The following is a 25990-nucleotide window of genomic DNA, read 5'->3' as shown; positions in this document are numbered from 1 at the left end:
CGCAACCCTTCGTCAGCCGCCTGTGAAGGATGACCTGTCGGATTCGGGCTGACAAAGTTGCCCGGCCGCTGACGCGGCTTCACCCCAAGGGCTGCTCGACCCGGCGCCTCCTGTACGGAGACGGCCGTTCCGGCGACCCGTCGTGCTTGGGTCCTCCACTCCTGCCGATCCACTCCTGTCGACCGGTCATCCGAGCGGCGGCAGGACTCGGCGCCCGCCCGGATCGCCCCGCCGCTGTGGCGGGGTCTTGTCGTCAGTCAGGGATCTTGGCTCACGGATGTCCGAAAAACCCAATGGAACCGGGGGTTTGTGTTGTTACTCACCACTCACCCGTTCGGGTGGACACCCTCCTGTTCGATGAACTGTCGAGGGGCCCAAGGGGGCCCGGACCAGCATCGGAACGTCCTATTTCGTTCCCCGGCTACGCGCGTTGCGCAACCGGAACGGGACGATAAAAGCAGCTGTGTCTAGTCCGAACAGCGGTACCCCGTTTGGTCCGTTTCGGCTCCGGCCCGGACGCTCGGCGGTTCGCGCCGCGTCCGGACCGGCTGGGAGAGCGTCAACTGTCGGAGCGCGGCGGCACGGTGACGCGGGCCGTGCGACGCTCCCCGTCCAGCACGCGCAACGCACGCGCCAGCGTGTCGGCGTGCAGTTCGGTCTCGCCCCGACGGTGCATCAGCTCCAGCGCGTCCCGCAGGGCGGCCGCCTTGCCGACCAGTGCCTGCGCGGCACGCAGTCCTTGGTACGTGTCCCCGTGCTGTGCCGGATTGATCCGGCCGAGCAGGTCGACCACGTCGAGGTAACGGTCGATCACCTCACCCTCGGCGCGGGTGAGGGCGGGCAGCGGAGGCAGATCGGGCAGCATCGCGGCTCACCTCGCGCCGGGTGCCGGACGCGAGGCCTTGCGGCTCGGGACGAGCCGGTCCACCAGCCCGTACTCCACGGCTTCCTGGGCGGTGAGGATCTTGTCCCGCTCGATGTCCGCGTGCACCTGCTCCGCGGTCCGCCCGGTGTGCCGGACGAGCAGCTCCTCCATGCGGCTGCGTACCCGCGTCAACTCGTCCGCCTGGATGGCCAGATCGCTGGCCTGCCCCTGGACCGGCTCGATGATCGCGGGCTGGTGGATCACCATCCGCGCGCCCGGCAGCGCGGAGCGCTTGCCCGGCGTGCCCGCGGCGAGCAGCACCGCGGCCGACGAGCCGGCCTGGCCCAGGCAGAACGTCTCCACGTCGCACGTGACGTACTGCAACGTGTCGTAGATCGCCGACATCGCGGTGAACGAGCCGCCGGGGGAGTTGATGTACAGCGAGATGTCCCGGTCCGGGTCCTGGTGTTCGAGGTACATCAACTGGGCCATCACGTCGTTCGCCGAGATGTCGTCGATCGGCGTCCCCAGGAAGACGATCCGCCCCTCCAGGAGCTTCGAGTACGGGTCCATCGTCCGGTACCCGGAGCTGGTGCGTTCGGTGAACTCGGGCAGGACGTGGCGGGCGGACGGTCGGGTCATCGGTACCCCTCCTTCGGCGTCTGTAAAGAATGTACAGGACGTACGTGACGTTATGATGGGGACGGATTCTAGTGATCAAGGTAAATGCCCAGCTCAGAGGCGCTTTTTTGCTCCTTGTGGGGATCGTGTCTCACATTCCTGTCACTGATTGCCGGGGGGCGTCGTCGCCCTCACCTCCGGGACCTCCCCGGTTGTCCCCCCCCGATGTCGCTGGCCACCCTGATCTGCGAGCTTGTCGCGACTCGCCGCGGTAGGAGTGTCCGTCAATGAATGTGGGCGGCCCGGCTCTTCACCGTCGTGCGTCAGTCGACCAACTGGATCCGCAAGGAAGGCCTCCAGAGGGCCGATTGGAATGCCTGAGCCTTAACGGGCCCGTTGCTGCATGGTGGTCGTCGGAGATCGGGTGGGTACCCCCGATCCTGAGAGCCCTACCGTGCCCCCGGTGGCAGCACGACGAGCGTCGGCACACGACGCTGCAGCCACGGTGTTCTCCGATCGTTTCCCCGCCGCAGAGGCCTCCGCTCCGGCCGCCGAGCCGACTGTGGTGCTTCGGGCTCGCGCCGTCTCTCCTGGCGCGGCGCCCCCCAGGGACCAGGCAAGGGGGAAAGATCGCGCAGCGGATCGTCCCCCACACCCTGCGGCCTGATGCGCTGCGCGGAGATCTCGTCGAGCTCGGGGATGCGTTTCGTGCTTATCAGCAGCGCACGGAACCTGACCTCTTGCTTCTCGCCACACTGCACGAGCGCAAGGCCCGCGCTTTCGCCCAGTGGGCCGACGTCGTAGGAGCAGGCCAGCGCGGCCATCCGCTTGCGGCAGTTCTTCTCCTCGGACGCGAGGCGAGTGCGGAAGACGCCCCGTCCGCGCTTCTTGCCCGCCGCCGTTTTCGCGGTGTCCGGCCGCAGCGCGTCCGGTCTCATCACGATGCCTTTGGCGTCGGCGGAGAGCACCAGCAGCACCTCACTCGTGGACGGCACCCGGGTGCGCGCCGTAGAGAAGGCGGCCACGTCCACCGCGGCGGCCCTGACCAGTTCCTTCAGCTGCCGCTTGCCGGCCACCTGCCCGCACCGCGCTCTATGGCCCGGTGCGCGTCGTCGTAGGAGCCGCGAGCCGCCTCGAGAACCGCCAGGCGGCGAAGGCCGAGGCTGTGCCGGGTGAGCGGGAGCGCCAGGGCGTCATCGGCCGGGTAGATGTTCGGCTTCCCCGAGCCCTGAAGGCCAGGCGGCGCACGGTGACCGGGCCCACCACCGTGGCCAGGGCCCGCCCGTGGCCCCGTTCGACGCGCGACCGCCCGGCCGCCACCGCAGCGGCGGCATGATCGGCTTCCTCCCACAGGGCACGCAGGTCGAGGTGGTCCTGCAGCAACCGCCGCATCAGCTGTCTGTCGCGCTCGGTGAGCAGGTCTTCCAACTCGTCGTGGGTGAGCCGGCCCGCCCCCAGGGAGCCGAGCTCTCCGGTTAACTCCTCAAAGAGATCGTCGCGCGGGCAAAGGGGCCAGCTGCCAGAGCAGAGGCTCTTCTTCCGGGCGCATCGATTGGTCGCACTTTTGATGCCCGCCTGCCACGGCCGCACCGTCAGCACCCCGATCGGCGAGCCGGCGGCGGCCCCGGACTCCTGCCCGACCTGAGCCGACGATTCTCCCGCATCAGCGCCTTCGACCGGGGCCGGGCCGAAGATCTCCGTGACCGTCTCCCGAGTGATCACAAGACGCGACAGCGTCGCTTCCTCGTACTCGATCGCCTGCGTCAACTCGACGACCTGACACCGCAGTTCCTCGATCCGTGCACGGGATGCGGCCTCCCGCGCGTCCAGTTCCTCGAACAATGAACCCATCGCCGCCCCCAAGGTCGTGGCCACACCGTAGAAGCAGCATTCCCAAGACCGCAGCTCCAGCGCCGAACTCCCAGCTCACCCCCTCCCTACAGAAGAGCCGCACCCAATCCGGATCCGAAGCCCAGCCCTTGGGTCAGGTACTCCCACTGGATGCCGGTGTGCAGCAGGAACAGGATCCCGCACAGCGCCTGCCGGTCCGGGACCCGCGGTCTGCCCTCGACTCGTTTCGGACCTGGCTTGGACAACAACGGCTCGATGAGCGACCAGAGTTCGTCCGAGACGATCCACAGCCGTGACTCCCTCTTCCCCACGACAAGACCAACGGGCAAAAACCAGGCCGACAGTCACATGATCATCAAGGACGCCGTCGTCGACACCGTCAGCTCACGGGCCCGTGTCAGGCCGCGCCGCACGGCGGGCGACGGACGGCTTGCGGGGCCGTACCTGTAGGTGAGGCGGCCGAAGTGGCCCAGTCAAGCACGAGCGCGCGGCCCCGCCCCATGTAATCCATGTCACTATGCGTTCACTTTGGATCACTCGGGGGATCGTAGTTAGAGATGCATCAGCGCGTGATCGATTCCCAACTGGGCGCCAAAAGTGCCGGATTGATGAAACTGGGCACTGTGATAGACATGAACGGAGCTGCGAAGCAGAAGGCTGACCCAACCGCATACAGGGCACCCCACCGCCACTGACTCGGTGACCCGTCTCCTTCGAACCGGGTGACACCACCGTTTCGACCCCTGGTGACACGACCGTCTCAACCGGGGCCAGGACGGGCACCCCGAGCCTTGCCCCCCTCCTCGACGACAGGCGCGCGCACGCACGCCCATGCCGCGAACCATCCCCACCCACCGACATCATCGACAGTGAGGGAAGCAACGTGCCGGCACACCAGAAGCTCTACCTCCGCCCGTCCGTGGTCGCCCAGCCCCTGCTGCACCGCTGGTACGCGTGGCCCTATCTCCTGGCTCCCCACACCGGTGCGCTCAATCTGCGGGACCGTCTTCTGCCCATCGTGGACAGCTACTTGAAGGCCCCGCACATCCATGACTCGGTCACCGCGGACCCTCACCGCTACGGCGCCCCGTTCCTCGACCCTCAGGGCGCCGGCCAGGACGAGGTCCAGGCCGCCCGCGAAACCATGGCTAAGGACGGCCGGGCCAAGCTCCAGCTCGCCGACGACATCGACCAACTCCGGTCCCTGCTGCGGGAGAAGGCGCTCGGAGGAGCGATGGAGCCCCTCTACCCCCAGGTCCCGGCATCGCTCCGCGGCCGCGTCGAGCTCGTCTACGACACTGCCCACCGGCCGACCTTCCGGTTCTTCGAGTCGCTGATGTACTCGTCGCCGGCCTTCGAGCGGCACGGGCAGTGCGTGTCCCTGATCGCCGCGCCGAAACCCCAGCCGTTCGTGTACAGCAGCCCCGTGCTGCCCAGCGCCGACCGCTTGGACATCGACGTACCGTTCGACTCCCCGCTGTGGGACGAGCTGTTCGCGGCGCGCCTCGCCCCCGTCGACGTCCCGGACCTGGCGGAGCGCCTCGGCATCGACGACGCCGATCTCCCCGCCTTCACCGCCCTGTTCCACGCGACCCCGCCGCCGGCCCACACCCCGCCCCCGGCCGGAGACGTCCGGGTGCGCTACCTCAACCACGCCTCCGTGCTCATCGAGACGGGCAGCACCTCCGTGCTCCTGGACCCGCTCATCGGGTACACCGAGGACGGGCACGAGCACTTCACGATCGAGGACCTTCCGCAGCGCATCGACACCGTTGTCATCAGCCACTTCCACTCGGACCACTTCTCGCTGGAGACGCTGCTCCAACTGCGCACCCGCATCGGCACGATCCTCGTCCCGCGCGCCTCCGGCGGCTCGCTCGCGGATCCCAGCCTCAAGACCATGCTCGAAGCGCTCGGCTTCCCGAACGTCCAGGAGCTCGCCGAGATGGACACCCGCGCAGCGGGCGAAGTCGAGGTGACCGCCCTCCCCTTCGTCGGCGAACACGCCGACCTCGACATCCGCACCAAGATGGTCCCGCTCGTCCGGGCGGGCGGCCGCAGGTTCCTCTTCGCGACCGACATCACACCGCTCGAACCCGCCCTCTACGACAACGTCCCCGGGCTGACCGAGACACCGCTCGACGCCCTCTTCATCGGCCTTGAGTGCGTCGGAGCACCCCTGGGCTGGCTGTACGGGCCGCTGCTGGAGGGGAAGCTCTCCCGCGAGCACAACAAGGGCCGCCGGCTCAAGGGCAGCGACGCCGCGCAGGCCGACCAGCTCGCCCGGCAGCTCAACGCTCGCCACGTCTACGCCTACGCCATGGGCCTGGAACCTTGGCTCAAGCACCTCACCGGCTCCGAGTACGAGGCGGACGCCGAGCCGGTCCAGCAGGCCGCAGTCCTCAGCGGGCTCACTGCCGAACGCGGCGTCACCTCCGAGCTCCTGCGTGACCGGGCCGAGCGCACCTGGCCCACGGTCGCCCCGACGGACCAGTAGGCGCCGAGCGGTACCCCGTCTCGCTGTGCCCGTCGTAGAACCTTTTGGGTGGTGCGTACATGCAGAGCAACGCCGGGCAGGGCGGCGCGCCGCTGCGCCGCTTCGGTCCGCCGCCTTCGCCTCCGGTCGGTCCGCCGGCCCCGCCTCCGACGTCGACTCCGGATCCGGGCACGGCCGATGCCGACCGTGCCACGCTGGTCTGCTTCCCGTGCGCGGGCGGGGGAGCGACCGGCTTCGCGCCCTGGCGGCGCCTGCTGCCCGAACACCTCGCCCTCTACGGCCACGTGGGCCCCGGCCGTGAGGAGCGCGGCGGAGAGGCGCCGCTGTCATCCGTGGACGAGCTGATCGCCGACGTACTGCCGGGTGTCCTCGCGCTCCCGGACCCGCTGGTCCTGGTCGGACACAGCTTCGGGGCCGCCCTGGCCTACGAACTGACGCACCGTCTGACACTGTCCGGGCGACCGCCGCTGCACCTCGTCGTCCTCGCGGCGGTCGCGCCGGGGGTGACGGCCCTGGAGCCGCCCGGCGACGACCACGAGATCGAACTGCTCTGGAAGCGGCTCGGCGCGAGCACCGCGGGCCTGAGCCGGCCCGGTTTTCGCGAGTGGCTCTTCCCGGTGCTGCGCGCGGACTTCACCGCGCAGGCGGCCTACCGTCCGCCGTCCGCGCGCTCGCACGTCACCACCGCGGTCACGGTGATGTACGGCGACGAGGACCCGGTGGTGACAGCCGACGAGGCGGCGAGCTGGCGGGCGCTGTGCGCGGGGCCGTTCGAGGTCGTGTCCGTGCCGGGGGGCCACTTCTTTCCGCAGACGGCACGGGCCGAAACGACCGGCGCACTCCTCCGATCCCTGGAACGTTAGGCCGCACGACCGCCGAACCGGTCTTTCGTGGCCGGGTGTTTCGGCATACGTCCGGCCCCGAAATGACAAACCGGCCTAGTTCGCCGCGGCGGCTACAGAAGCGCTAATTGGCCCCCTTGATCACCCGATCGGCGGCGGCTAGGCTACTCGAACTGAGGATTCAAGTTAATTCTGCAGGGGGATGTTTGTCGACGAACCGAGACGACCCGAAGACCCTGACTTCCCTTTTCGAGGAACGCGTACGAGCGGCCCCTGAAAGTGTCGCCCTGGAATTCGAAGACGAGTTATTGGCCTACGGCGAACTCAATCGCAAGGCCAACAAACTGGCCCACCACCTGCGCGACAACTGCGGAATACGCCCCGACGACCGGGTTGCAATCCTGGTCAGGCGCCCGCCGGACATGATTGTCGCCATGCTCGCCGCCCTCAAGGCCGGGGGCGCCTATGTCCCCCTGGACCCCGACAATCCGCCCGGTGTGACCCAGCGGATCATTGAGGACGTGGCACCCGCAGCCATGGTGATCGAGTCATCTACGGCCGCGGGCGCGGTGTTCTTCGGCGGCGAACTGTTCGTGCTCGACGTCATGGGCCCGGGTCTGGCCACACCGGAGTCCGACCCGGCGCCGGTGGCCACGCCCACCGACCTCGCGTACGTGGTGTACACGTCGGGCACCACCGGAGCCCCCAAGGGCATCGCCGTCGAGCACCGTTCGATCGTCAACACGTTGACCTGGCGCAACGCCTACTACGGATTCGGCCACGACGACGTGACCCTGGCGATGCCGCGGCCGTCGTTCGACAGCGCCGTCGCGGACACTTTCTGCGCCCTCACGTCCGGCGCACGCCTGCTCCTGCCGCGCTGGGACCGGATCACCGACCGGTCGTACCTCACCGGCCTGATGGAACACCGTGGTGTCTCCCACTTCCTGATCACACCCGCGCTGTACCGGCGCCTCCTGGGCGGGATGGCGGCGCAGCGGCTGAAATCCCTGCGCAGCGTCACGATCGCCGGAGAATGGTTCACGACGAAGGTGATCCAGGAACACTTCCTGCGGCTTCCGGACGTGCTTCTGTTCAACGAGTACGGCCCCGCGGAGAACGCCGTCTGCTCCACCGTGCACGCCCTCGCGGCCACCGACAAGAGCGTGCTCATCGGCAAGCCGATCGACAACACTGAGGCATTCGTCCTGGACGAGGACGGCGCTCCCGTGGCACCCGGCGGGATCGGCGAACTCCATCTCGCTGGAGTGGGCCTGGCCCGCGGCTACCTGGGCAACCCGGAGCTGACCGCGGAACGGTTCTTCACGCCGGCCACGGAGCCGGCCGCGGGCAAGCGCCTCTACCGCACCGGGGACATCGTCCGGCAGTTCGAGGGCGGTGACCTGCAGTTCGTCGAGCGGCGGGACGGGCAGGTCAAGATCCGTGGCCGCCGCGTGGAGCTGGGCCATGTGGTCCAGGTCCTCTCGAAGGAGGACGGGGTCCGCCACGTCCACCTCCTGCGCCGAGACTCGGATGCCGGCACACCGCTCCTGATCGCCTTCGTGGAGGGTCCCGCGGCCCATGACGTCGACCGGCTGCGGGCGTTCGCCCAGGACAATCTGCCCGGGTACATGGTGCCTTCGGCGGTCATCCCGGTCGACTACCTGCCGCTCACCGCTCACGGCAAGGTCGACGAGGTGGCGCTGGGCGTCCGCTACGGGGAGTTCGTCGGCCGCACCGGCCCCGGTTCCGAGCCCGCGACGCGGGTGGAAACCGTCGTCCTGGAGATCTGGCAGAAGCTCTTCGCCCCCCACGGCATCGGCCTCGACGACGACTTCTTCGACCTCGGCGGCGACTCCCTCAGCGTGATGGACCTCGTCGCCGGAGTCGAGGAGCGGCTCGGCGTCCAGCTGGACAACTCGGCTGTCTACACGGACCGGACCATCCGGAGTCTGGCCCGAACCATCGAGAACCGACACAGCGACAAGGCGGGTACATGTTGAGCGGAAAACGCGGTACAGGATCCATGTTCACCGGTGTCGACTACGACGTGGTCGTCGCGGGCGGCGGACTGGCCGGGCTCTGCCTGGCCAAGCAGCTCAAGGACGCGCACCCATCGCTCTCGGTCCTCGTGTGCGAGCGCGAGCGCTCGCCGATCCCGCTGTCGGCGTTCAAGGTCGGCGAGTCGTCCGTCGAGGTGGGCGCGTACTACTTCGACACCGTCATCGGCCTGCGCGACTACCTCGACGAACACCAACTGGAGAAGCTGGGCCTGCGGTACTTCTACGGGGACGGCGAAGGGCTGCACCAGGAGACGGAGTTAGGCGTCAACCGGTTCCTGCCCGCGAAGTCCTACCAGCTCAACCGCGGCTCCCTGGAGGAGCACCTCAGGGTGGTGGCCGAGGACGCCGGAGCCGTCCTGGAGCAGGGCGTCAAGGTCCTCGACATCGAACTCGGCGAGCAGGACACACCGCACCGGGTCACCTACCAGTCCGACGGCGAGGGCGAGCCCACCACTGTCACCTGCCGCTGGGCGGTCGACGCGACCGGGCGGCACCGGCTGCTGCAGCGCAAGCTCGGCCTGACCAAGCGCTATCCCAGGCCGCACAACTCGGTCTGGTTCCGCCTCGAGGGCCGCCTCGACACCGACGAGGCGGTCGGCGCCGAGCACACCGACTGGCACGACCGGATCACCGAGCCGCGCTGGCACTCCACCAACCACTTCATGTTCAAGGGCGGTTGGGTCTGGGCGATCCCGCTGGCCCCCGACCACACCAGCGTGGGCATCGTCGTCTCCGACGACCTGCACCCCGTGACGAAGTTCAACCGCATCGAGAAGGCCATCGACTTCGTGGTCGAGCGGGTCCCGGGCTTCGCCCCGGCCATCCGTGAGCTGCCCGTCCTGGACTTCCGTGTGCTGAAGAACTACAGCCACTCCTCGCACCAGGTGTTCTCGCAGGCCCGCTGGGCGTGCGTCGGCGACGCCGGAGTCTTCGCCGACCCGTACTACTCGGTCGGCTCCAACCTGATCGGCTACGCGAACAGCTTCGTGACCGAGATGGTCGGACGCGACGCGAAGGGCGCCTTCGACGAGGGCTTCGTGCGCTACGCCAACCGCTGGTTCCTCTCGCTCGCCGAGGGGCTCACCAACAACATCCAAGGCTCGTACGTCTTCCACGACAACGCCGTGATCATGTCGCTGAAGACGATCTGGGACTACTACGTCGGATGGTCCTTCTCCGACCCGCAGTTCTACGGGAAGACCTTCCTGGACGAGTCGGCGAGTACGACGCTCAGCTCCCTCGGGGCGCACGCGATCGCGACCCAGGGCAACATCATGAACCTCTTCCAGAGCTGGGCCCGCACCTACCGCGGTGTCTTCGAGTTCGACTACATCGACTACTTCGACGACGTGCCGACACTCGCCCGGCTCTTCGTGCAGAACCTGCCTGGCGCCGCAACGCCCGACTACGGCACGGTCCTCACGAGCGTGCGCGAGGGCCTGGAGCGCATCGAGGAACTGGCCCACGTCATCTTCTACCTCGCGCTGGAGGACGCCCTGCCCGAGCGTCTGGAGGAGGTCAGGGCCCGCGGCTGGCTCAACGTCGCGGTGCTGAGCCTCGAGCCGGAGCGCTGGGAGAAGGACGGCCTCTTCGCGCCGAAGAGCCGCCCGCGCCTGGACCAGGTCAAGGCCCTGGAGGAGGAGATGCGGGCGCTGTACCGCACTCCATCGTCTGCGAAGGGCTGACGCACAGCAGGAACGGCGGAGGCGGACATCCCCTTCGCCCTGTTGTGCTGCCCCGCAGGTCAGGCTGGCTTGTGGCCGGCGCCCACGGTCATCTCGGCGTCGCCCGGGGCGCCGCCGGCGTCCTGGCTCCCGGCTGTGTCGTCCTTCTTCCAGACGCGTTGCACCAGGACCAGCAACGGCTGGGTCAGGAGCGTGGTGGTGATGGCCATCAGCACCAGCACGGTGTAGAGCGGACCGCTCAACAGACCGGCCTCGTAACCCGCGTTGAGAGCGATCAGCTCGGTCAGGCCCCGGGTGCTGAGCAGGACCCCGATCGTCATCGACGTCCGGTTGTCCAGCTTGGACATCCGGGCCGCCAGCGCGCTGGGCACCACCTTGACGAAGACCGCGAGCACCGTGACCGCCATGAGGACGGCGATCGCGGTGCCGTCCAGGGATCCGACGGAGACGCTCCGGCCCGAGATCACGAAGAAGAACGGCAACAGCAGGGACCCGATGCCGTCCAGCGAGCGCACCAGGTCCGGGCTGAGCGTGCCGTCCGGCTCCCGCGGCGTCACTACCCCGGCGAGCAGCGCGCCGAAGATGACGTGCAGTCCGAGGGCGCTGGTCGCCCAGGCCGCGGCGAACGCGAACCCGACCAGTACCGAGAGGCGGGCCGCCGAGGACACGCCGGGCGAGCGCATGAGCAGGCGCAGCAGCAGACGCGCGGGCCAGACCATCACCACGACCAGCACGGCGAGCAGGACCAGACGCACCGAGAGCGACATGCCCGGGCCGTCGCTGTCGTCCATGACGGTGCCCAGCAGGACCGACCAGCCCACCACGTCGATCAGACCGGCGGACGACACGGCGACGACGCCGGGCACGGTACCGGCCAGGCCGTTCTCCCGCACCACGACGATCAGCACCGGAACGGCCGTGATGGACAGGGAGACGGCGAGGAAGACCACCGAGCGCGCCGACATGTCCTCGGGGAGCCCGAGCTCGTGCAGGGTCCCGCGGAAGAGCATCGCGGCGCCCGCGCCCACCACCATCGGCACCAGGAAGCCCGCCATCGCGACGGACAGCGTGGACCGGGAGCGGCCGTGCAGCAGGCCCAGATCCAGCTCGTAGCCGACGAAGTAGAGGAAGAGGACGAGCGACAACTGGCCCAGGGCGGTCAGCATCGGTGCGATCTCGGCCGGGAAGAGGGTGTTGCCAACGGAGGACGGGAGTTGGGACAGCAGGCTCGGCCCCAGGGCAATTCCGACTATCAACTGGCCTATTATGGAGGGTTGTCCGAGTTTACGTGCCAGCATGCCCGCCCCGTGGGCGGCCGCCAGGATCACGGCAATCGCGCCCATGAGATGGGTGATGGTCTCGTCCGGGCTCACAGAAATCCCCCTGATATCGGTTTACGCAGGAGTGGAGTTGAGTCGGGATCGTGGGACGGGACGCCCGGTGGTCGTTGGTGGGATCGGGACGTTCGCACTGATGTGGGTGATTGCCCTCGGCTGGATGGAACTCGACGCGCGTGCAACGGGAATGGCGCACACTCTATCCGAGGATGATCTCCGATGGCGGGAACTTGCCCTCTTTAACGAGAAGTTCAAGCCGTTCACCATTGAGTGTGTTGCGGGTCGCTCGGGCCTGTCGTAGCGTCGACGGCATTACATGTCTGGTGCGTCGGAGTCGGACAAGGCCGGGGCGGCCATTTGCCGCCACCGCCATTGCGGCGTCCCTGCAAAGTAGCCCACCCCTCCGTCTCCTTGTCCAGCCGCCGATGCAATCCCGACTTGCGTCCACCCGGCCAAGAACGCCTCCCGAAGGGCTCATCGCGTTGCGTCACTCATCTTCTTCGGCCGAAGTGAACTACCCGCGGCCGCTGGAGGCCTACGGATGGTCCCCTGAGCTCGACGACCACTTCACGTCCGTGGCGGACGCCTCGTGGGTGCCGGGCCGGGTCGTCCGCGTCGACCGCGGCCGCTGCGACGTCATGATCGCCGACGGCGACTCCGAGGTGACCGTGGTGCACGCCGACACCGGTCCGGTGTCGGACCCCGACCCGATGAAAATGCCCTGTACGGGCGACTGGGCGGCAGTCTCGGTCAGCGCAGCCGGCACCTATGTCCAGGCGCTGATGCCGCGGCGCACGGCCATGGTCCGCTCCAGTGCCTCCCAACGCTCTGAGGGCCAGGTACTCGCCTCCAACGTCGACACCGTGGGCGTCGTCGTGCCGCTCGACACCGAGCCGGACCTCGGCAGGATCGAGCGGTTCCTCGCCCTCGCCTGGGAGAGCGGCGCCCAGCCCCTGATGATCCTCACCAAGTCCGACCTCGCGGAGAACGCGGAAGCCGTCCGCGAGACGGTCGAGCAGGCATCGCCCGGAGTGGACGTGCTGGTCGTCAGCGCCACCACCGACGACGGGATGGACATCCTCTCGGCACTCCTGACCGGGACGAGCGTCCTGGTCGGCCAGTCGGGCGCCGGCAAGTCCACCATCGCCAACGTGCTGCTCGGCCGGTCCGCGATGGAGACCCGGCAGACCCGCCGCGATGGCAAGGGCCGCCATACCACGACCACCCGCGAGCTGATGCCGCTGCCCGGCGGCGGCGTGCTCATCGACACCCCCGGTATCCGCGGCGTCGGCATGTATGACGCCACCGACGGTCTGCAGCAGACGTTCTCGGAGATCGAGGCGCTCGCCGAGGAGTGCCGGTTCCGCGACTGCGAGCACGTCGCCGAGCCCGGCTGCGCGGTGATCGCGGCCACCGAGGACGGCCTGCTGCCCCAGCGACGCCTGGACAGCTACCGCAAACTGCTCCGCGAGAACGAGTGGATCGCCTCGCGCAGCGACGCGCGCCTGCGTCAGGACCGCCTCAAGGCACTGAAGGCGCATGGCAAGGAAGGCATGGCCAACATGAATGCCAAGCGCGCCTGACGCGAGGCAGGAACCCGCGTGCCGTCCCGGTGAGGGGGGCGCCCGCACGCGCCCGGCGCGGCATCCACAGCCGATCACGGCGGACGCGTCACGAGACCCATGGCGGCGCGCCGTGCGCCGAACGCCGCCGTGTCGACAGGCAGTTGTCTTGATCGATCCCAGAGCAAGGGAATGCGCCAGTGACATCTGACTTTGCTGTGCCCGCCACCACGATCCGCCCGCGACGCCGGGGCGCCCCGCAGCCCGCGCGGGCCCATGCCAGGCTCCCGCTGACCGCCGGTGCGGCCGACGGCCTCGCCAGGGTGTCCGGCGGACGCCCCCTGGAGGAACTGGTCGCCCTCACCGCGGCAAGCACGGTCGTGGTTGGTTCGGCGGAACACACCGACGAGCCCGCGGTGGCCGTGTCGGGACCGGCCGGCCCGGTGCTGTGCGGCGTCGGCCTGACCGCGCTGCCCACCGTCGCGCACCTGGTCCGCGCCGTGGACGCCGCGCTGCGCTCGGCGTCCACCCCGGCCGACGTGACGGCGGCCCTCGGCGGAGTCCTTCTGGTCCGCTCCGCCCGGGTCGGCGAGACCCCCGCCGAGCAGGCGCCCGAGCGGGACACCATTGAACTGACCCTGACCGCGCCCGCCGCCGACGGCAGCCGTGAACTCGTTGCCGAAGCCGGCCCGGAGCGCGCCGAGGCATGGTTCCTGGAGATCCTGCTGCGGTCCGTCTCCCAGACGCTGACCGGTTTCACCGAGCCGCACGGCGCCGTCGCGGAACTGGCACCGGCCGCTCCCGACGACATCGCGACGGCGATCGGATTCGGCCGCAGGACCTTCGTGCCGGTCGGCGTCACCACGACGCTCACCGCGCCGATCGAGGAGGCCGTCCGCGCGCATGCGGACCGCCCGGCGGTCGTCGCGGGTTCCGACACCCTCACGTACCGGGCGTTCTGGCAGGCCACCCAGGCGGTGGCCGCCCGGCTGCACGCGTCCGGCATCGGCCGGGGCGACCGGGTCGCGGTACTCACCGGCAAATCGGTCCACGCCGTATGCGCGATCACCGGCACGCTGCTCGCCGGCGCGGCCTACGTGCCGCTCGACCCCCGCTCTCCGGCGCCTCGGCTCGCCGAGATCCTCGACGACGCCGCGTGCTCGGCGGTGCTCGCCGCACCCGAGCTGCGCGCGATGCTGCCCGCCGGACTCACCGCCCCGGTCGTCGACATCGGCGCCGCGGCCGACTCCCAGGCCGACGCCACCGTGCCGGCGACGACCAGGCCGCGCCCGGACGATCTCGCGTACGTCGTCTACACGTCGGGTTCGACCGGCAAGCCCAAGGGGGTGGAGGTCCGGCACCGTGCCATCGCGAGCTATGTGCACTGGAAGGTGGGCAACCACCGGTTCGACGCCGACACCCGCCTGCTGCAGTTGCCGTCGCTGGCCTTCGACAGCTCGGTGGCCGACCTCTTCCCGGTGCTCGCCTCCGGCGGCCGACTCGTTCTCGCGGACACCCACAAGCTGCTGCCGCGACAGCTCGCCGAGCTGGCCGAGCAGCACCGCGTCACCCATCTGACGACCGTCCCCAGCCTGTACCGGGTGCTCCTGGACGACCTCGCGGGCGCCGCCGGCTCGCTCCACGCCATCACCGTCGCGGGCGAGGCCACCACGGCCGACCTGGTGCGGCGTCACCACGAGAGGCTGCCCGGCGTCCGGCTCATCAACGAGTACGGCCCGACCGAGAGCTCGGTGGGCGCCACCGCCTTCGACCACGGCACGGACGCGGGCCCCGGCCTGCCCATCGGCCACGTCATCGGCAACACCGTCGCCACCGTGACCGGCGCCGACGGCCGCGCCCTGCCGGTCGGCTTCGTCGGGGAGCTGAGGCTGGCGGGCCATGGCCTGGCCGACGGATACCGCAACCGTCCGGAGCTGACCGCCGAAGCGTTCGTCGCCGACTCCGAGGCGCCCGGCGGGCGCAGCTACCGCACCGGCGACCTGGTCTGGTGGCGGCCGGACGGCATGCTTGAGTTCGCCGGCCGGGCCGACGACCAGGTGAAGATCCGTGGCCACCGGGTGGAGCCGGGCGAGGTGGAGAGCGTGCTGGCGCTGCTGCCGGGGGTCTCGCAGGCGGCGGTCGCCGTGGTGCCGGGCCCCGACGGCGCCCCGTCGCTCGCGGCTTGGCTGACCGTCCTGGACACCACGGTGGAGGAGATCAGGGCCGGTGCCGTCGCCGCGCTGCCGCCCGCGATGGTGCCCAGCTCCCTCACCCTGATCGACGACCTGCCCCGGATGGTCAGCGGGAAGATCGACAGGGGAGCGCTGGTCCGGCTCGCTGGGACGGCGGTGCCCGCGCAGCGGTACGCCGAGCCGGTCACCGGATCCCCGGCAGGGACACCCGCCCCGGCGGCGTCCGGCGGCGACGAGGTGACGGCGACGGTCGCGGCCATCTTCGAGGAGGTCCTCGCCGCCGGGCCCGTCGGTCCTGACGCCGACTTCTTCGACGAGGGCGGCCACAGCCTGCTCGCCATCTCCGTCCTGGACGCCATCGAGAAGCAGCTGGGGGCCGGTGTGAACCTCGACGACTTCTTCCGTACGCCCACGATCCGCGAGGTCACCGAGCTGGTCCGCAAAGCCGCGCCGGTCCCGCAGGAGTAACCCGCTGTGGACCGCGCACGGCGGTGGCGGCCCGCTAGCCGATGAGGCGGGAGCTGGGGGACCGGCGCATGGCACCGGACTTGCGCAGGTCGTGGGTGACGTTGACGCGCTTCAGCCAGCGGTCCGTCCCGTCGTAGCGCGCCTCGAAGGCGGTACGGCTGTGAACCACCCGGTGGTTGTTCATGAAGACGCAACTGCCCGGCTCCAGCGCGCAGTCGGTGAGGTGGGCGTCCAGCAGCTCGGCGGCGGCCGCGAAGGCCCGCACGGCCTCGGCGTCCTCCGGCGGCGCCGACATGTGCGTCGCGTCGAAGCACAGCAGCGGACGGGACCGCGAGCCGGACAGCACCGGCACCAGGCCGAGACCGCCGACGAGCCGCGCGATGTTCTCGAACACCAGCCGGTCCTCTTCGGTGCGCACGGTGTTGTTCTCCGGCAGGTGCGAGGTGTCGGGGACGATGCGGAAGCGGCTCTGGAACAGCACGTCGACGACGTCGTCGGGCAGCATCGAGAAGTCCGCCTCGGCCACGGTCACCGGCACGGAGTCCGGGTTGCGCAGCGACGACAGCAGGATGTAGTCGGCGCGGTAGGGGTGGAAGGCGTCCTCGGTGTGCAGGGTCAGCGGCGTCCTGCTGCCGGTGCCGAGCAGCGCGCGCTCGTACTCGCGTATCGGGAAGACGTCGTTGACCAGGTGCCCGTCCTGCTGGGTGGCCCAGCCGAACGGCTCGCCGAGCAGCGAACCGTAGAGCAGGACGAGGATCTCCTCGGGCAGCTCGTGGTGGATCCGCCGCTCGTCCTTCCAGTGCGCGGGGGTCGCGCCGATACGCTCGTCGTCCACGAGGTGCCCGCTGACCGTGCAGAAGCCGCAGGCCTGGTCCAGTGAGAAGGCGCGCAGGAACCGCCGGACCCGTTCGGGCAGGTCGCCGGTGTGCAACGGCAGGTCCTGCAGCAGCCGTTCGTCATCGGCCGCGGGATACTTCTCGGCCAGGCGCAGGGTCAGTTCGGACACCTGCCGGGCCTCGTCCTCGGTCAGCCGCAGCTCGGTCACGGTCCCGGTATCAGGGGTGATGGACGTGGTCATGGTCGTTCTCCTCTGGTGCGGGGCTCGGGTGCCGGGGCCGGATCAGGCGTCGAACTGGAAGCCGCTGAAGGTCTGTTGCGTGGGCTCCGCCTCGAGCACGGGCTCCGCGGGGTCCCGCAGCAGGCGTGCCACCTCGTCGACGAGTCGCTGGACCATCCGCTCCGCCGTGTCGGGGGCGTAGCGCAGGGTGTCGTATTGGAGCACCAGCCGCATCCCGTCCGCGTGCTCCACGAACTGGAACGACAGCTCGAACATGCCGACGCGCAGCGGCGTCGGCCCACCGCTCAGGGTGATGCCGTCCGGCGGACGCGGGCCGGTGTCGATGTGCGGGTACAGCGCCACCCAGACGTCGAAGAACGGCGGGCGCCCGGGGGACCGGGGCGGGTCGAGCGCCGCCACGAGGGTGTCGAAGGCCACCTCGCTGTGGTCCACCGCGTCCATGGTGCGCTGCGCGACGTGGCGGACCAGGTCGTCCGCGGACATCCCGTCCCGGACGTCGAGCCGCAGCGGGACCGTCGCGACGTGGAAGCCGACCGCGTCCTCGGCGCCGAGCAGCGCCCTGCGATCCACGGGCGTGCCCAGACAGATGTCCGTGCTGCCGGTGATATCGGCCAGGGTGCGCGCGACGGCGGCGGTCAGCGGCGCGAAGGGACCCGCGTGATGTTGTCTGCCCAGGTGCGTCAGCCGGCGCAGGATGTCCGGGCCGATCTCCCGGGCGGCGATGGCGGTGGTCGCGCCGGCCGGTTCGACGCGCGGTCCGCGCACCGGCAGGGGCAGCGGCGCCGGGGGCGGCAGGAGGACACCCTGCCAGTGGGCGAGCGCGACCTCGGGATCCCTGGGCCGGACCGCGGACGGTCCCTGCGGCACCGCGTCGCCGCGCCGCAGGACGCCCGAGGACGACGGGTCCGCGTAGGCCGTCACGAGCTGCCTCGCGAGGATCTCCAGGCTGCGTCCGTCGCACACCAGGTGGTCCGCGAGCAGCAGCAGCAACCAGCGTTCCCCGGTGCGCAGGAACAGCGTGGCCCGGATGAGCGGGCCCGTCGCCGGGTCGAACCCCACCGCGATCCGGTCGTCGACCAGCGCGTCGAACCGGGCCTCGCTCAGCTGCCGCGCGCCCAGGTCCACCACCTCCAAGGGTGGCTCGTCGTCGGTGAGCACCGCCCGCGGCTCGCCCCGGGCCTCGACGAAACGCGTCCGCAGCGCCGGATGACGCCGGGCCAGGGTGGCCAGCGCGGCCGCCAGCCGGTCGGGGTCGACGAGGCCCTCGCCGTGCAGCAGGCAGGGCACCGTGTACGCGCCGAAGTCGCCCTCGCCGCGCTGCCGTTCGAGCCACAGCCAGCGCGTGCCGTCGGCGACCGGGGTACCGGGCAGCGAGGAGTCGGGCGTCGGGGCGTCCCGCGGCGCGGCTGCGGGCCGCTGCACGGGAGCGGAGGTCCCCGCCGCGTCGGGGGAGAGTTCCGCCAGCCGGGCGGCGAGGAGCTCCGGGGTGCCCGCCTCGAAGACGTCCCGCACGCGGACGCGTACGCCGAAGGACTCCTCCGCGGAGACGGCGAGGGCCAGCGCGGACAGGCTGTGCCCGCCGGCCAGGAAGAAGTCGGTGTCCGGGGTGACGTGGTCGAGTTCGAGCGCCTCGGCGAACAGCGTGCACAGGCGCCGCGTCGGGTCCAGGTCAGCCACGGCGGCCCCGTCCCGGGCCCATGCGGGCGATGTCAGAAGTCATAGTGTGTGTCGCTCCAAACAGGGCCGGGTGCCGACGGGTTCGGGCTCGCGGACGGTGGCGGGGGGCCGGGCGGCGACGCGGCGCGGCCGGTGGTCAGAGCACGTAGCGCGTCGACGACGTGATCGGCGTAGCCGCCTGCCTCCGCAGCGTCGAGCAAGTGGTCGTCGTAGGTGAGGTCGAGGTGCAGGTCGTCGCCCTTGATACGGGCGTACAGCCACAGGTCGCTGGTGGCGGGCAGATGGTCGGCCAGCAGGTCCTCGACGATCTGGCTCTCGGCGCGCAGGCCCGCGTTCTCCCAGCTCACCCCCAGGTTGAGCAGCAGGCTGCGGCCCGGGGCGGCGCGCAGGGCGAGCCGCTCGGCCAGCACGTCGAAGGGCAGTCGGGAGTGCTCGTACGCCTCGACGATCCCGCTCTGCACCCGGGGGAGGAGATCCTTGCCGGTCATCGTGTCGTCGAAGGTGATCCGCAGTGGCACCGCGTTGACCAGGTAGCCGATCAGCGCGTCGGCCTCGGGCCGGTGCCGCAGGCCTGCGGCGAAGCCGATGACGAGGTCGGTGGCCCGGGTGTGCTGGTGCAGCGTGACCGAGAACGCGGTCACGACCTGCGCGAACGGCGTGGCGGTGGCCGCGCCGAGCAGGGCCGCGGGCACGGACCGGTGGACCAGCCCTGTCCGGCCGCGGCGGCTGCGTCGGCGGGCGGGGTCCACGGGGTCGGGGCCGTCGGTGACGCCGCGCAGCCGCTCCCGCCAGAACGCCACCTCGCGCTCGGCCTCGGGCCCGGCCAGCCACTCCTGCTCCTCGCGGATCCACTCCTGGTAGGTGTAGGCCAGCGGGGGCAGTGCGGGCGGCGCGCCCGCCATGACCTGGTCGTACGCGGTGAACAGGTCGCGCAGCAGCACGTCGACGCTCGCGCCGTCGTAGATCAGGTGGTGGGCCGTGACGGTGAGCAGATCACCGCCGGCGGGCCCCGCGAGCAGCCGCACCTCGAACAGTGGAGCCCGCGTCAGGTCGAAGCCGACCTGCCGGGCGTCCCGCAGCGCGGCGGCCACCTCCGGGCCCGCGGGGTCCGCGCCGGGCAGGTCCACGACGACCAGCGGGGGCCCCGCCGGCAACCGGTCGAGGACGGTCAGCTCCGCCTCCGCACCCCGGGGCAGGACCTGGGCCCGCAGCATGTCCTGCCGCGAGACGACGGCCACGAGGGCGGTGTGCAGCGCGTCGGCGTCGATCCGGCAGCCCAGCCGTACGAGGTCGGAGATGAGGAAGGTGTCCGACCCCGCCCAGCGCGAGGTCAGCCAGACGCGGCGCTGCGCGTGCGACAGCGGCAGGAACCCGCTCGGCGGGGGCGTGCCGACGGCCGGGCGTCGCGCGGCGGCGCTGCTCGCCGGCCGGTCGGCCCGCCTGGTCCGCTCGGCCAGCGCCGCGGTGAGCGTGGCCACGGTCTGGTACGTGAAGACGGTGGCCACCTTGACGCCGAGGGCGTGCGCGATGCGCGCGGCGGCCAGACTGTGGCCGCCCAGCTCGAACAGGTTCGCGTCCGGGTCGGTGACCGGACGTTCGAGCACCTGCGCCCACACCTTGGCGACGGGCCGCTCGGCCGCCGTGAAGGGACGTGCCGGGGCCGGGGAGTCGACGCCGGCCAGCGCCTCCTCGGGAGAGGGCAGCGCCCGCCGGTCGAGCTTGCCGCCCGCGGCCACGGGAAGCGCGGACAGGTACACGAACGCCGCGGGCATCATGTACGCGGGCAGCCGTCCGGTCAGGTGCCCGCGCAGCGCCGCCCGGTCCGCCTCGCCCACCACGTAGGCGACGAGCCGGTGTTCGCCGTCCGGCCCCGGTGCGGGAAGTACGGCGGCCGTGCGCAGGCCGGGGTGTTCGGCGAGGACCGCGGCCACCTCGCCCGGCTCGACCCGGTTGCCCCGGATCTTGAGCTGGTCGTCGGTGCGCCCCAGGAACTCCAGGCGCCCGTCGGGCAGTCGGCGGGCGCGGTCGCCGGTCCGGTAGGTGCGTTCTCCGGGCCGGACCCGGCTGGACACGAAGCGGGCCGCGGTCAGCTCCGCGTCGCCCAGGTACCCGCGGGCCAGGCCCGCCCCGCCGACGCAGAGTTCACCCGGGGCGCCGAGCGGCACCAGCTCGCCGTGCGCGTCGACCAGGTCCACCCACTTGCCGGGCAGCGGACGACCGATCGACGCGTCGCCGGACGCCGTGTCCGGCGCACCGGGCGCGGGCGCGGGGACCACCTGCTCCACAGTGGTCAGCACGCTGTCCTCGGCGGGACCGTACTCGTTGAACAGCTGCACACCGGGCAGGAGATCGGCGTGCCGGGCGGCCAGTGCGCGGGTCACCCGCTCGCCGCCGAGTACGACTTCGCGGACCGCGCGGAACGCCGGTCCAACCTCGTCGAGCAGCACCTGGTAGAGGCTCGGCACGAGCAGCACGTGCCGGATCGGGTGCCGGCGGATGGCCGCGGCGACGTCGGCCGGGGTGAGCAGTTCGTCGCGGGAGACGATCACCATGGGCGCGCCCGACCCGAGCGCGCTGAACACGTCGACGATGCCCGCGTCGGCATGGATCGGGTCGACCTGGAGGACGGCGCCCTCGGCGTCCAGTCCGTAGTGACCGATGCGGAACAGCACGGAGTTGACGATGCTGCCGTGCTCCACCATCACGCCCTTCGGCGTTCCGGTGGAGCCGGAGGTGTAGACGACGTACGCGAGGTCGGCGGGGCCCGTGGTGGGCGGCTCCGCGTCTGATTCCGGGGCCGGCTCCGGCGTGCCCCCGTCGCCGAGGACTACCGCGGGCAGGCCCGCGTCCGCCGCCGTGCCGGTGAATCGCGCCGACGTCACGGCGGCCACCGAGCCGCTGTCGCCGAGCACGGCCGCAAGCCGGGTCGGCGACTGCTGCGGATCGAGGGGCAGAAACGCCGAACCCGTCTTGAGCACGGCCAGCAGCGCCACCGGCATCCACTCGGAGCGGTCGCAGAGCACCGCGACGACGCGGTCGGGCCCGGTCGGCGCTGCGGTCGCGATCCGGGTGGCCAGGGCGTCGGCCCGGCGGTCGAGCTCGCGGTAGGTCAGGACGCGGTCCCCGCAGACGACGGCCCGGCCACCGGGCGCGCGCCGCACCTGGGCGAGAACGACGTCGAGCAGGGTGCCCGCCGGGTGCGGGGCGGGCAGAGCCGGCCCGGTGCCCGCCGCGATGAGCGCGTCGCGCTGGTCGGCGGGCAGCGCCGGGACCGTGCCGACGGGTGCCGACGTGTCGGCCACGAGGGCGGTCAGGAGGTGGACGAACTGTCCGGCGATCCGCTCCGCGGTCGCCGCGTCGAAGACGTCCTCGCGACATGTGACGGCCACCTCGATCGGGCGGCCGGGGCCGGGCTCGGTGAAACTGAGGGAGAGGTCGAAGCCTTCCGCGCCGCTGTCCAGCCGGATGTGCTCGGCCGCCGGGCCCTCCTCGGTGCCCAGCGGGTCGATGCCGGAGACGGCGGCCTCGACCAGCACGTCGAACAGTGGGTTTCGCCCGGTGATCCGCTCGAGGCCCAGCGTCTCCACGAGGTTCTCGAAGGGGAACTCCTCGTGGGCACGGACCTCTCGGGCGTGCCCGGCTACCGCCGCCACCAGGTCGGCGAAACCGCGCTCGGGGTCGACCGCGGTGCGCAGCGCCACCGTGTTGACGAACAGCCCGACCGAGTCCGCCAGTTCGGGCCGGTCGCGGCCCGAAACGACGGTGCCGAGCACCACGTCGTCGGCTCCGCTCCAGCGCAGCAGCAGGACCCGGACGGCGGCCACCATCGCCGTGAAGGAGGTGGTGCCGAGGTCTCGGCACAGGTGCTGTACGGCCCGGCTGGTGTCCGCGCCGACCGTGCGGCGGACCGTGCACGCGGCCGAACTGCGTTCCGCGGGACGGGCGCGGTCCAGCGGCAGGTCCGTGCCGGGCGCGTCTTCCAGGGTGCGCCGCCAGAACGTGATGGTCTCCGGGGCGTCCGGGAGGCCGTGCCGCGCGAGGGTGTACGCGCCGTACTGCGTGGGTTCCGGCAGTTCACGGGTGCCCTTCAGGAACCGCTGGAGGTCGCGCAGGATCACGGCGAACGACCAGCCGTCGCAGACGCTGTGATGGACGGAGAGGAGGAGCGTGCCGCCGGAGCCGGAGCCCTCACCCGTGGCTGCGTCGTCGGCGAGCCAGTGGGCGCGCAGCAAGGGGCCTTCGGCGGGGTCGAAGACGTGGCGCTGCTCCGCCGCGGCGATCCGCCGCAGAGTTGCGTCCGTGCCCTCGGGCCCGACCCGGTGGATCTGGAGTTCGGGCCGGGCCCGGTCGGGCGTGCGCACGACCTGCCGCAGACCGTCGGGTTCCGCGCGGAACACGGTGCGCAGGGCCTGGTGGCGCCGGACCACCTGCTCGAGCGCGGTCGTGACGTCGGCCGCCGTGGGGGAGCCGGGCAGCCGGAAGGCCTCCACCATGTTGTACGGGCGCAGCTCACCGCCCTCGTACTGTTCGAGGAACCACATCCGGCGCTGGGCGTTGGACGCGTGGACCGGGTCCGGGGTCTCGGGCCAGGGGGCCTGCCCGGCGGGGGCGGTCGGCCCGTCGGCCGCGGCGCGGCGCAGCAGAGCGCACAGCCCCTCGGGGGTACGGGCGGTGAACACGTCGCGGACGGTGATCTCACCGCCGCCGTCTGCGGCCCGGCCGAGCCGGCCCGCGAGGACGGCGGCGGTGAGGCTGTGGCCGCCCGCGGCGAAGAGGTCCTCGTCCCCGGCGCGCGGCGGTGCGCCCAGCACGTCGGCCCAGATGCGGGCGACGGTCCGACCGGTCGCGTCGGTCGGCTGCCAGCCCTGTCCGTCCCGGCCCACAAGGTGCGCGAGGAGGGCAACGCGGTCGACCTTGCCGTGCAGGGTGACGGGCAGTTCGTCCAGGCGCAGGATGCGGCCCGGGACCATGTACTCGGGCAGTCCGAGCTGCAACTGGCCGCGCACGTCGTCCGGTTCGGTGCCTTCGTCCGAGGTGTAGACGGCCGCGAGCGCGGGCGGCCCCGAGGTGTCGGTGAGGGGCAGGACCGTGGCGGCGACGACGCCGGGCACCGCGCTGAGGGCGGCTTCCACCTCGCCGAGTTCGACCCGGTTGCCGTGGATCTGGATCTGGTTGTCGCGGCGGCCGAGGAAGACCAGCTCGCCCTGGTGGTTCCAGCGGCCGAAGTCGCCGGTGCGGAAGGCCCGGACGCCGGGGTGCGCGGGCAGTTCGCAGAACCGGCCGGGTCCGGTCGGTTCGTCGTCGAGATAGCCGCGGGCCACGCCGGGGCTCAGTATGTGGATTTCGCCGGGGACGCCGGGCGGCGCGTGGTCCCCGTGCGGGGTCAGGACGAGAACGCCGAAGCCATCCGAGGGCCTGCCGACCGGGACCGTGGTCAGCTCGGGGAAGGCGGATCCGGGGCAGGTGAAGGTGGTCGCCTCGATGGTGGCCTCGGTGGGCCCGTACAGGTTGGCGAAGGTGCCCACGCGCAGCCGGTCCGCGAGCCGGGGAAGCAGCCCCGCCGGGATCTCGTCGCCGCCGAGCAGCAGGATGCGCACGTCCTCGGCGGCGCCCGCGGGCAGCCCCTCGGCCATCACGGCGAGCAGGGAGGGCACGCAGTTGAGGACGTTCACGCGCAGGCGCCGCGTCGTGGCCCAGAACTGCACGGGCGAGAGCGCCTGCGGGGAGCCCATGGGCACGACGCAGCCGCCGGCCGCGATGGTGGTGAACACCTGGTACGTCAAGGCGTCCGAGGTCACCGCCGAGAGCAGGGCGCACCGGACGTCCTCGTCGAACCCGACGAGGCGCCCCGAGGCGAGCGCCTTGTACGCGAGTTGGCGGTGGGTGAGGGCGACGGGGCGGGGGAGCCCGGTGGATCCGGAGGTGAAGAAGAGGATCGCCTCGTCGTCGGGGCCGGGCGCGGTCGTGACGACGTCGGCCGCGTCGGGGGCGGCGGCGAGCGTCTGCGGGGAGAGCACCGGGAGGTCCACGTCACCGGGGAGTTCGGCAGACGCGGAGATGACGCACGAGGCCCCGCTCAGGCGCAGTTGACGGGCGACCCGCACCGGCGGGTGCGACGGGTCGAGGGGGACGAACGAGGCGCCCGTGCGTAGCACCGCCAGGATGGCAAGGACCAGGTCCGGTCCCTTGGGCAGCAGCAGCGCGACCCGATGGCCCGGCCCCAGCCCGTGGTCCCGGGCGAGGGACCGGGCGAGGGACCGGGCCGCGCGCCCCGAGCGCACGGCGAGTTCGCGGTGGCTCCAGGTCACGGTGCCGTCGGCGACCGCCTCGTGGTCCGGGAAGCGGGCTGCGGCGTCGTCGACGATGCCGGTGAGGGTCGCGGCGGGGAAGTCGGACGGGACCGGCAGGCCCGACCACCGCTCCAACTCGGCGCGCTGCGCGGGGCCGAGGACGTCGAGGGCGCCGGCCGGCTGTCGGGGCGCGTGGCCCAGGCTCGCGAGGGCCGCCGCCGTGCAGCGCACGAGGGCCGTCGCGGCCACCGGCGGTTCGCCGCCCGCTTCGGCGGTCAGCACCAGCCGGTCGCCGGTCCGCCGCAGGGTCAGGCACAGGTCGACGGGATCGAGAAGCTTGCCGCCCGCCTCTTCGCAGACGACGCCGAGCCGGGACAGGGCACGGCCCGCGGGCAGTCCGGCGAGCCGCAGGCGCGTTGCGACCGTCTCCCGGTCGGGCCAGGCGAGGGGCAGCGCGGATTCGAGTTCGGTGTGCAGCGCCGTCAGGAAGGCGGCGGCGGGCGCCTCGCGGTCGAGGGGGGCGCAGAGGGCGAGTTCCCCCGGTGCGGTGTCCGTCGCGGCGCTGTCGCCGTTCCCGCTTGTGAGGGTGGGGGCGGGTACCAGGACGATGTGCCGGGACGCGTCGTCGAGGGCGGCCAGGGCGAGCCGCGCCGCGGCGACGGTCAGCAGCAGCAGGCCGGTCGCGTCGCCTCCCGTCAGGGCGTCGAGCCGCTCGGTGGCCGCAGGCTCGATGGGGCACTCCGGGGTCCCGTTCGCCGGGGACACGACGTCCAGGAAGGGGACTCCGTGGCCGGCCGCCAACCGGGGGAGCCAGGATTCACTCAGGGCATTGCCAATCAGCATTTCTCCCTCTCACCCAATCCATCGAAGATTCTGACGAACATGACGGCACCGTAAGATCCTGCGCAAGAGAAATAGTTCTTGTCAATCATTCGTCCGGGACGCGAAGTCGATCGTTGCCC

General features: G+C 71.4%; 14 protein-coding genes, 1 pseudogene and 1 riboswitch. Of the genes and pseudogenes, 6 read left to right on the top strand and 9 right to left on the bottom strand.

Annotation, left to right across the window (positions count from 1 at the left end; genetic code table 11):
- Positions 1 to 2 precede the first annotated feature (2 nt).
- Positions 3 to 194: riboswitch (cyclic di-AMP (ydaO/yuaA leader) on the bottom strand.
- 365 nt (positions 195 to 559) lie between these two features.
- From ACFYRY_RS34070 to ACFYRY_RS34050, 5 genes and pseudogenes are all read right to left on the bottom strand, one after another.
- Positions 560 to 865 (bottom strand): hypothetical protein, encoded by a 306-nt coding sequence (locus tag ACFYRY_RS34070; RefSeq protein ID WP_389154550.1) that lies wholly within the window; start codon positions 863 to 865, stop codon positions 560 to 562.
- Positions 866 to 871: 6 nt separating this feature from the next.
- A complete protein-coding gene (locus tag ACFYRY_RS34065; protein ID WP_389154548.1) occupies positions 872 to 1507 on the bottom strand; it encodes an ATP-dependent Clp protease proteolytic subunit in 636 nt (211 codons plus the stop codon).
- A gap of 428 nt (positions 1508 to 1935) precedes the next feature.
- Positions 1936 to 2562, bottom strand: a complete 627-nt coding sequence (locus ACFYRY_RS34060) for a hypothetical protein (RefSeq protein ID WP_389154545.1) — start codon at positions 2560 to 2562, stop codon at positions 1936 to 1938.
- A gap of 16 nt (positions 2563 to 2578) precedes the next feature.
- Entirely contained in the window at positions 2579 to 3361 is a 783-nt protein-coding gene (locus tag ACFYRY_RS34055) for a hypothetical protein (protein WP_389154542.1), read from the bottom strand.
- Positions 3362 to 3444: 83 nt separating this feature from the next.
- A pseudogene (locus tag ACFYRY_RS34050) lies at positions 3445 to 3627 on the bottom strand (transposase); the annotation flags it as partial.
- Positions 3628 to 4220: 593 nt separating this feature from the next.
- Between ACFYRY_RS34050 and ACFYRY_RS34045 the strand changes: the two are divergent.
- The 4 genes from ACFYRY_RS34045 to ACFYRY_RS34030 all read left to right on the top strand — a co-directional run bounded on the left by ACFYRY_RS34045 (position 4221) and on the right by ACFYRY_RS34030 (position 10424).
- Positions 4221 to 5834 carry an MBL fold metallo-hydrolase gene (locus tag ACFYRY_RS34045; protein WP_389154539.1) on the top strand — a complete coding sequence of 538 codons (1614 nt, stop codon included), beginning with the start codon at positions 4221 to 4223 and terminating at the stop codon, positions 5832 to 5834.
- A 59-nt stretch (positions 5835 to 5893) separates the two neighbouring features.
- Positions 5894 to 6697, top strand: a complete 804-nt coding sequence (locus ACFYRY_RS34040; protein ID WP_389154536.1) for a thioesterase II family protein — start codon at positions 5894 to 5896, stop codon at positions 6695 to 6697.
- A gap of 185 nt (positions 6698 to 6882) precedes the next feature.
- Positions 6883 to 8679, top strand: a complete 1797-nt coding sequence (locus tag ACFYRY_RS34035; RefSeq protein ID WP_389154533.1) for an amino acid adenylation domain-containing protein — start codon at positions 6883 to 6885, stop codon at positions 8677 to 8679.
- A 23-nt stretch (positions 8680 to 8702) separates the two neighbouring features.
- Entirely contained in the window at positions 8703 to 10424 is a 1722-nt protein-coding gene (locus tag ACFYRY_RS34030) for an NAD(P)/FAD-dependent oxidoreductase (RefSeq protein ID WP_389154530.1), read from the top strand.
- Between the two features lie 59 nt (positions 10425 to 10483).
- On the opposite strand, the gene ACFYRY_RS34025 is transcribed toward ACFYRY_RS34030, so the two are convergent.
- Positions 10484 to 11797 (bottom strand): cation:proton antiporter, encoded by a 1314-nt coding sequence (locus tag ACFYRY_RS34025; RefSeq protein WP_389154527.1) that lies wholly within the window; start codon positions 11795 to 11797, stop codon positions 10484 to 10486.
- 473 nt (positions 11798 to 12270) lie between these two features.
- Between ACFYRY_RS34025 and rsgA the strand changes: the two genes are divergently transcribed.
- Together rsgA and ACFYRY_RS34015 are read left to right on the top strand one after the other, a co-directional pair.
- The gene (gene rsgA, locus ACFYRY_RS34020) at positions 12271 to 13344 is read left to right on the top strand and encodes a ribosome small subunit-dependent GTPase A (RefSeq protein WP_389154525.1); all 1074 of its coding nucleotides are present in this window, start codon (positions 12271 to 12273) and stop codon (positions 13342 to 13344) included.
- Positions 13345 to 13523: 179 nt separating this feature from the next.
- Positions 13524 to 15983 carry an amino acid adenylation domain-containing protein gene (locus ACFYRY_RS34015; RefSeq protein ID WP_389154522.1) on the top strand — a complete coding sequence of 820 codons (2460 nt, stop codon included), beginning with the start codon at positions 13524 to 13526 and terminating at the stop codon, positions 15981 to 15983.
- A gap of 34 nt (positions 15984 to 16017) precedes the next feature.
- Here ACFYRY_RS34015 and gntD read toward each other — a convergent pair whose 3' ends face one another.
- From gntD to ACFYRY_RS34000, 3 genes are read right to left on the bottom strand one after another with little or no spacing between them, the layout of a single operon-like run.
- Positions 16018 to 17061, bottom strand: a complete 1044-nt coding sequence (gene gntD / locus ACFYRY_RS34010) for a guanitoxin biosynthesis L-enduracididine beta-hydroxylase GntD (RefSeq protein WP_389154519.1) — start codon at positions 17059 to 17061, stop codon at positions 16018 to 16020.
- Positions 17062 to 17103: 42 nt separating this feature from the next.
- A complete protein-coding gene (locus ACFYRY_RS34005) occupies positions 17104 to 18738 on the bottom strand; it encodes a condensation domain-containing protein (protein ID WP_389154516.1) in 1635 nt (544 codons plus the stop codon).
- Between the two features lie 32 nt (positions 18739 to 18770).
- Complete coding sequence (locus ACFYRY_RS34000; protein ID WP_389154513.1) at positions 18771 to 25871, bottom strand: amino acid adenylation domain-containing protein; 7101 nt, start codon at positions 25869 to 25871, stop codon at positions 18771 to 18773.
- Positions 25872 to 25990: the final 119 nt, after the last annotated feature.

It is taken from the genome of Streptomyces sp. NPDC005263, assembly GCF_042872365.1.
Taxonomy (GTDB): Bacteria; Actinomycetota; Actinomycetes; order Streptomycetales; family Streptomycetaceae; genus Streptomyces.
This window is presented reverse-complemented; position numbering and strand designations above follow the sequence as displayed.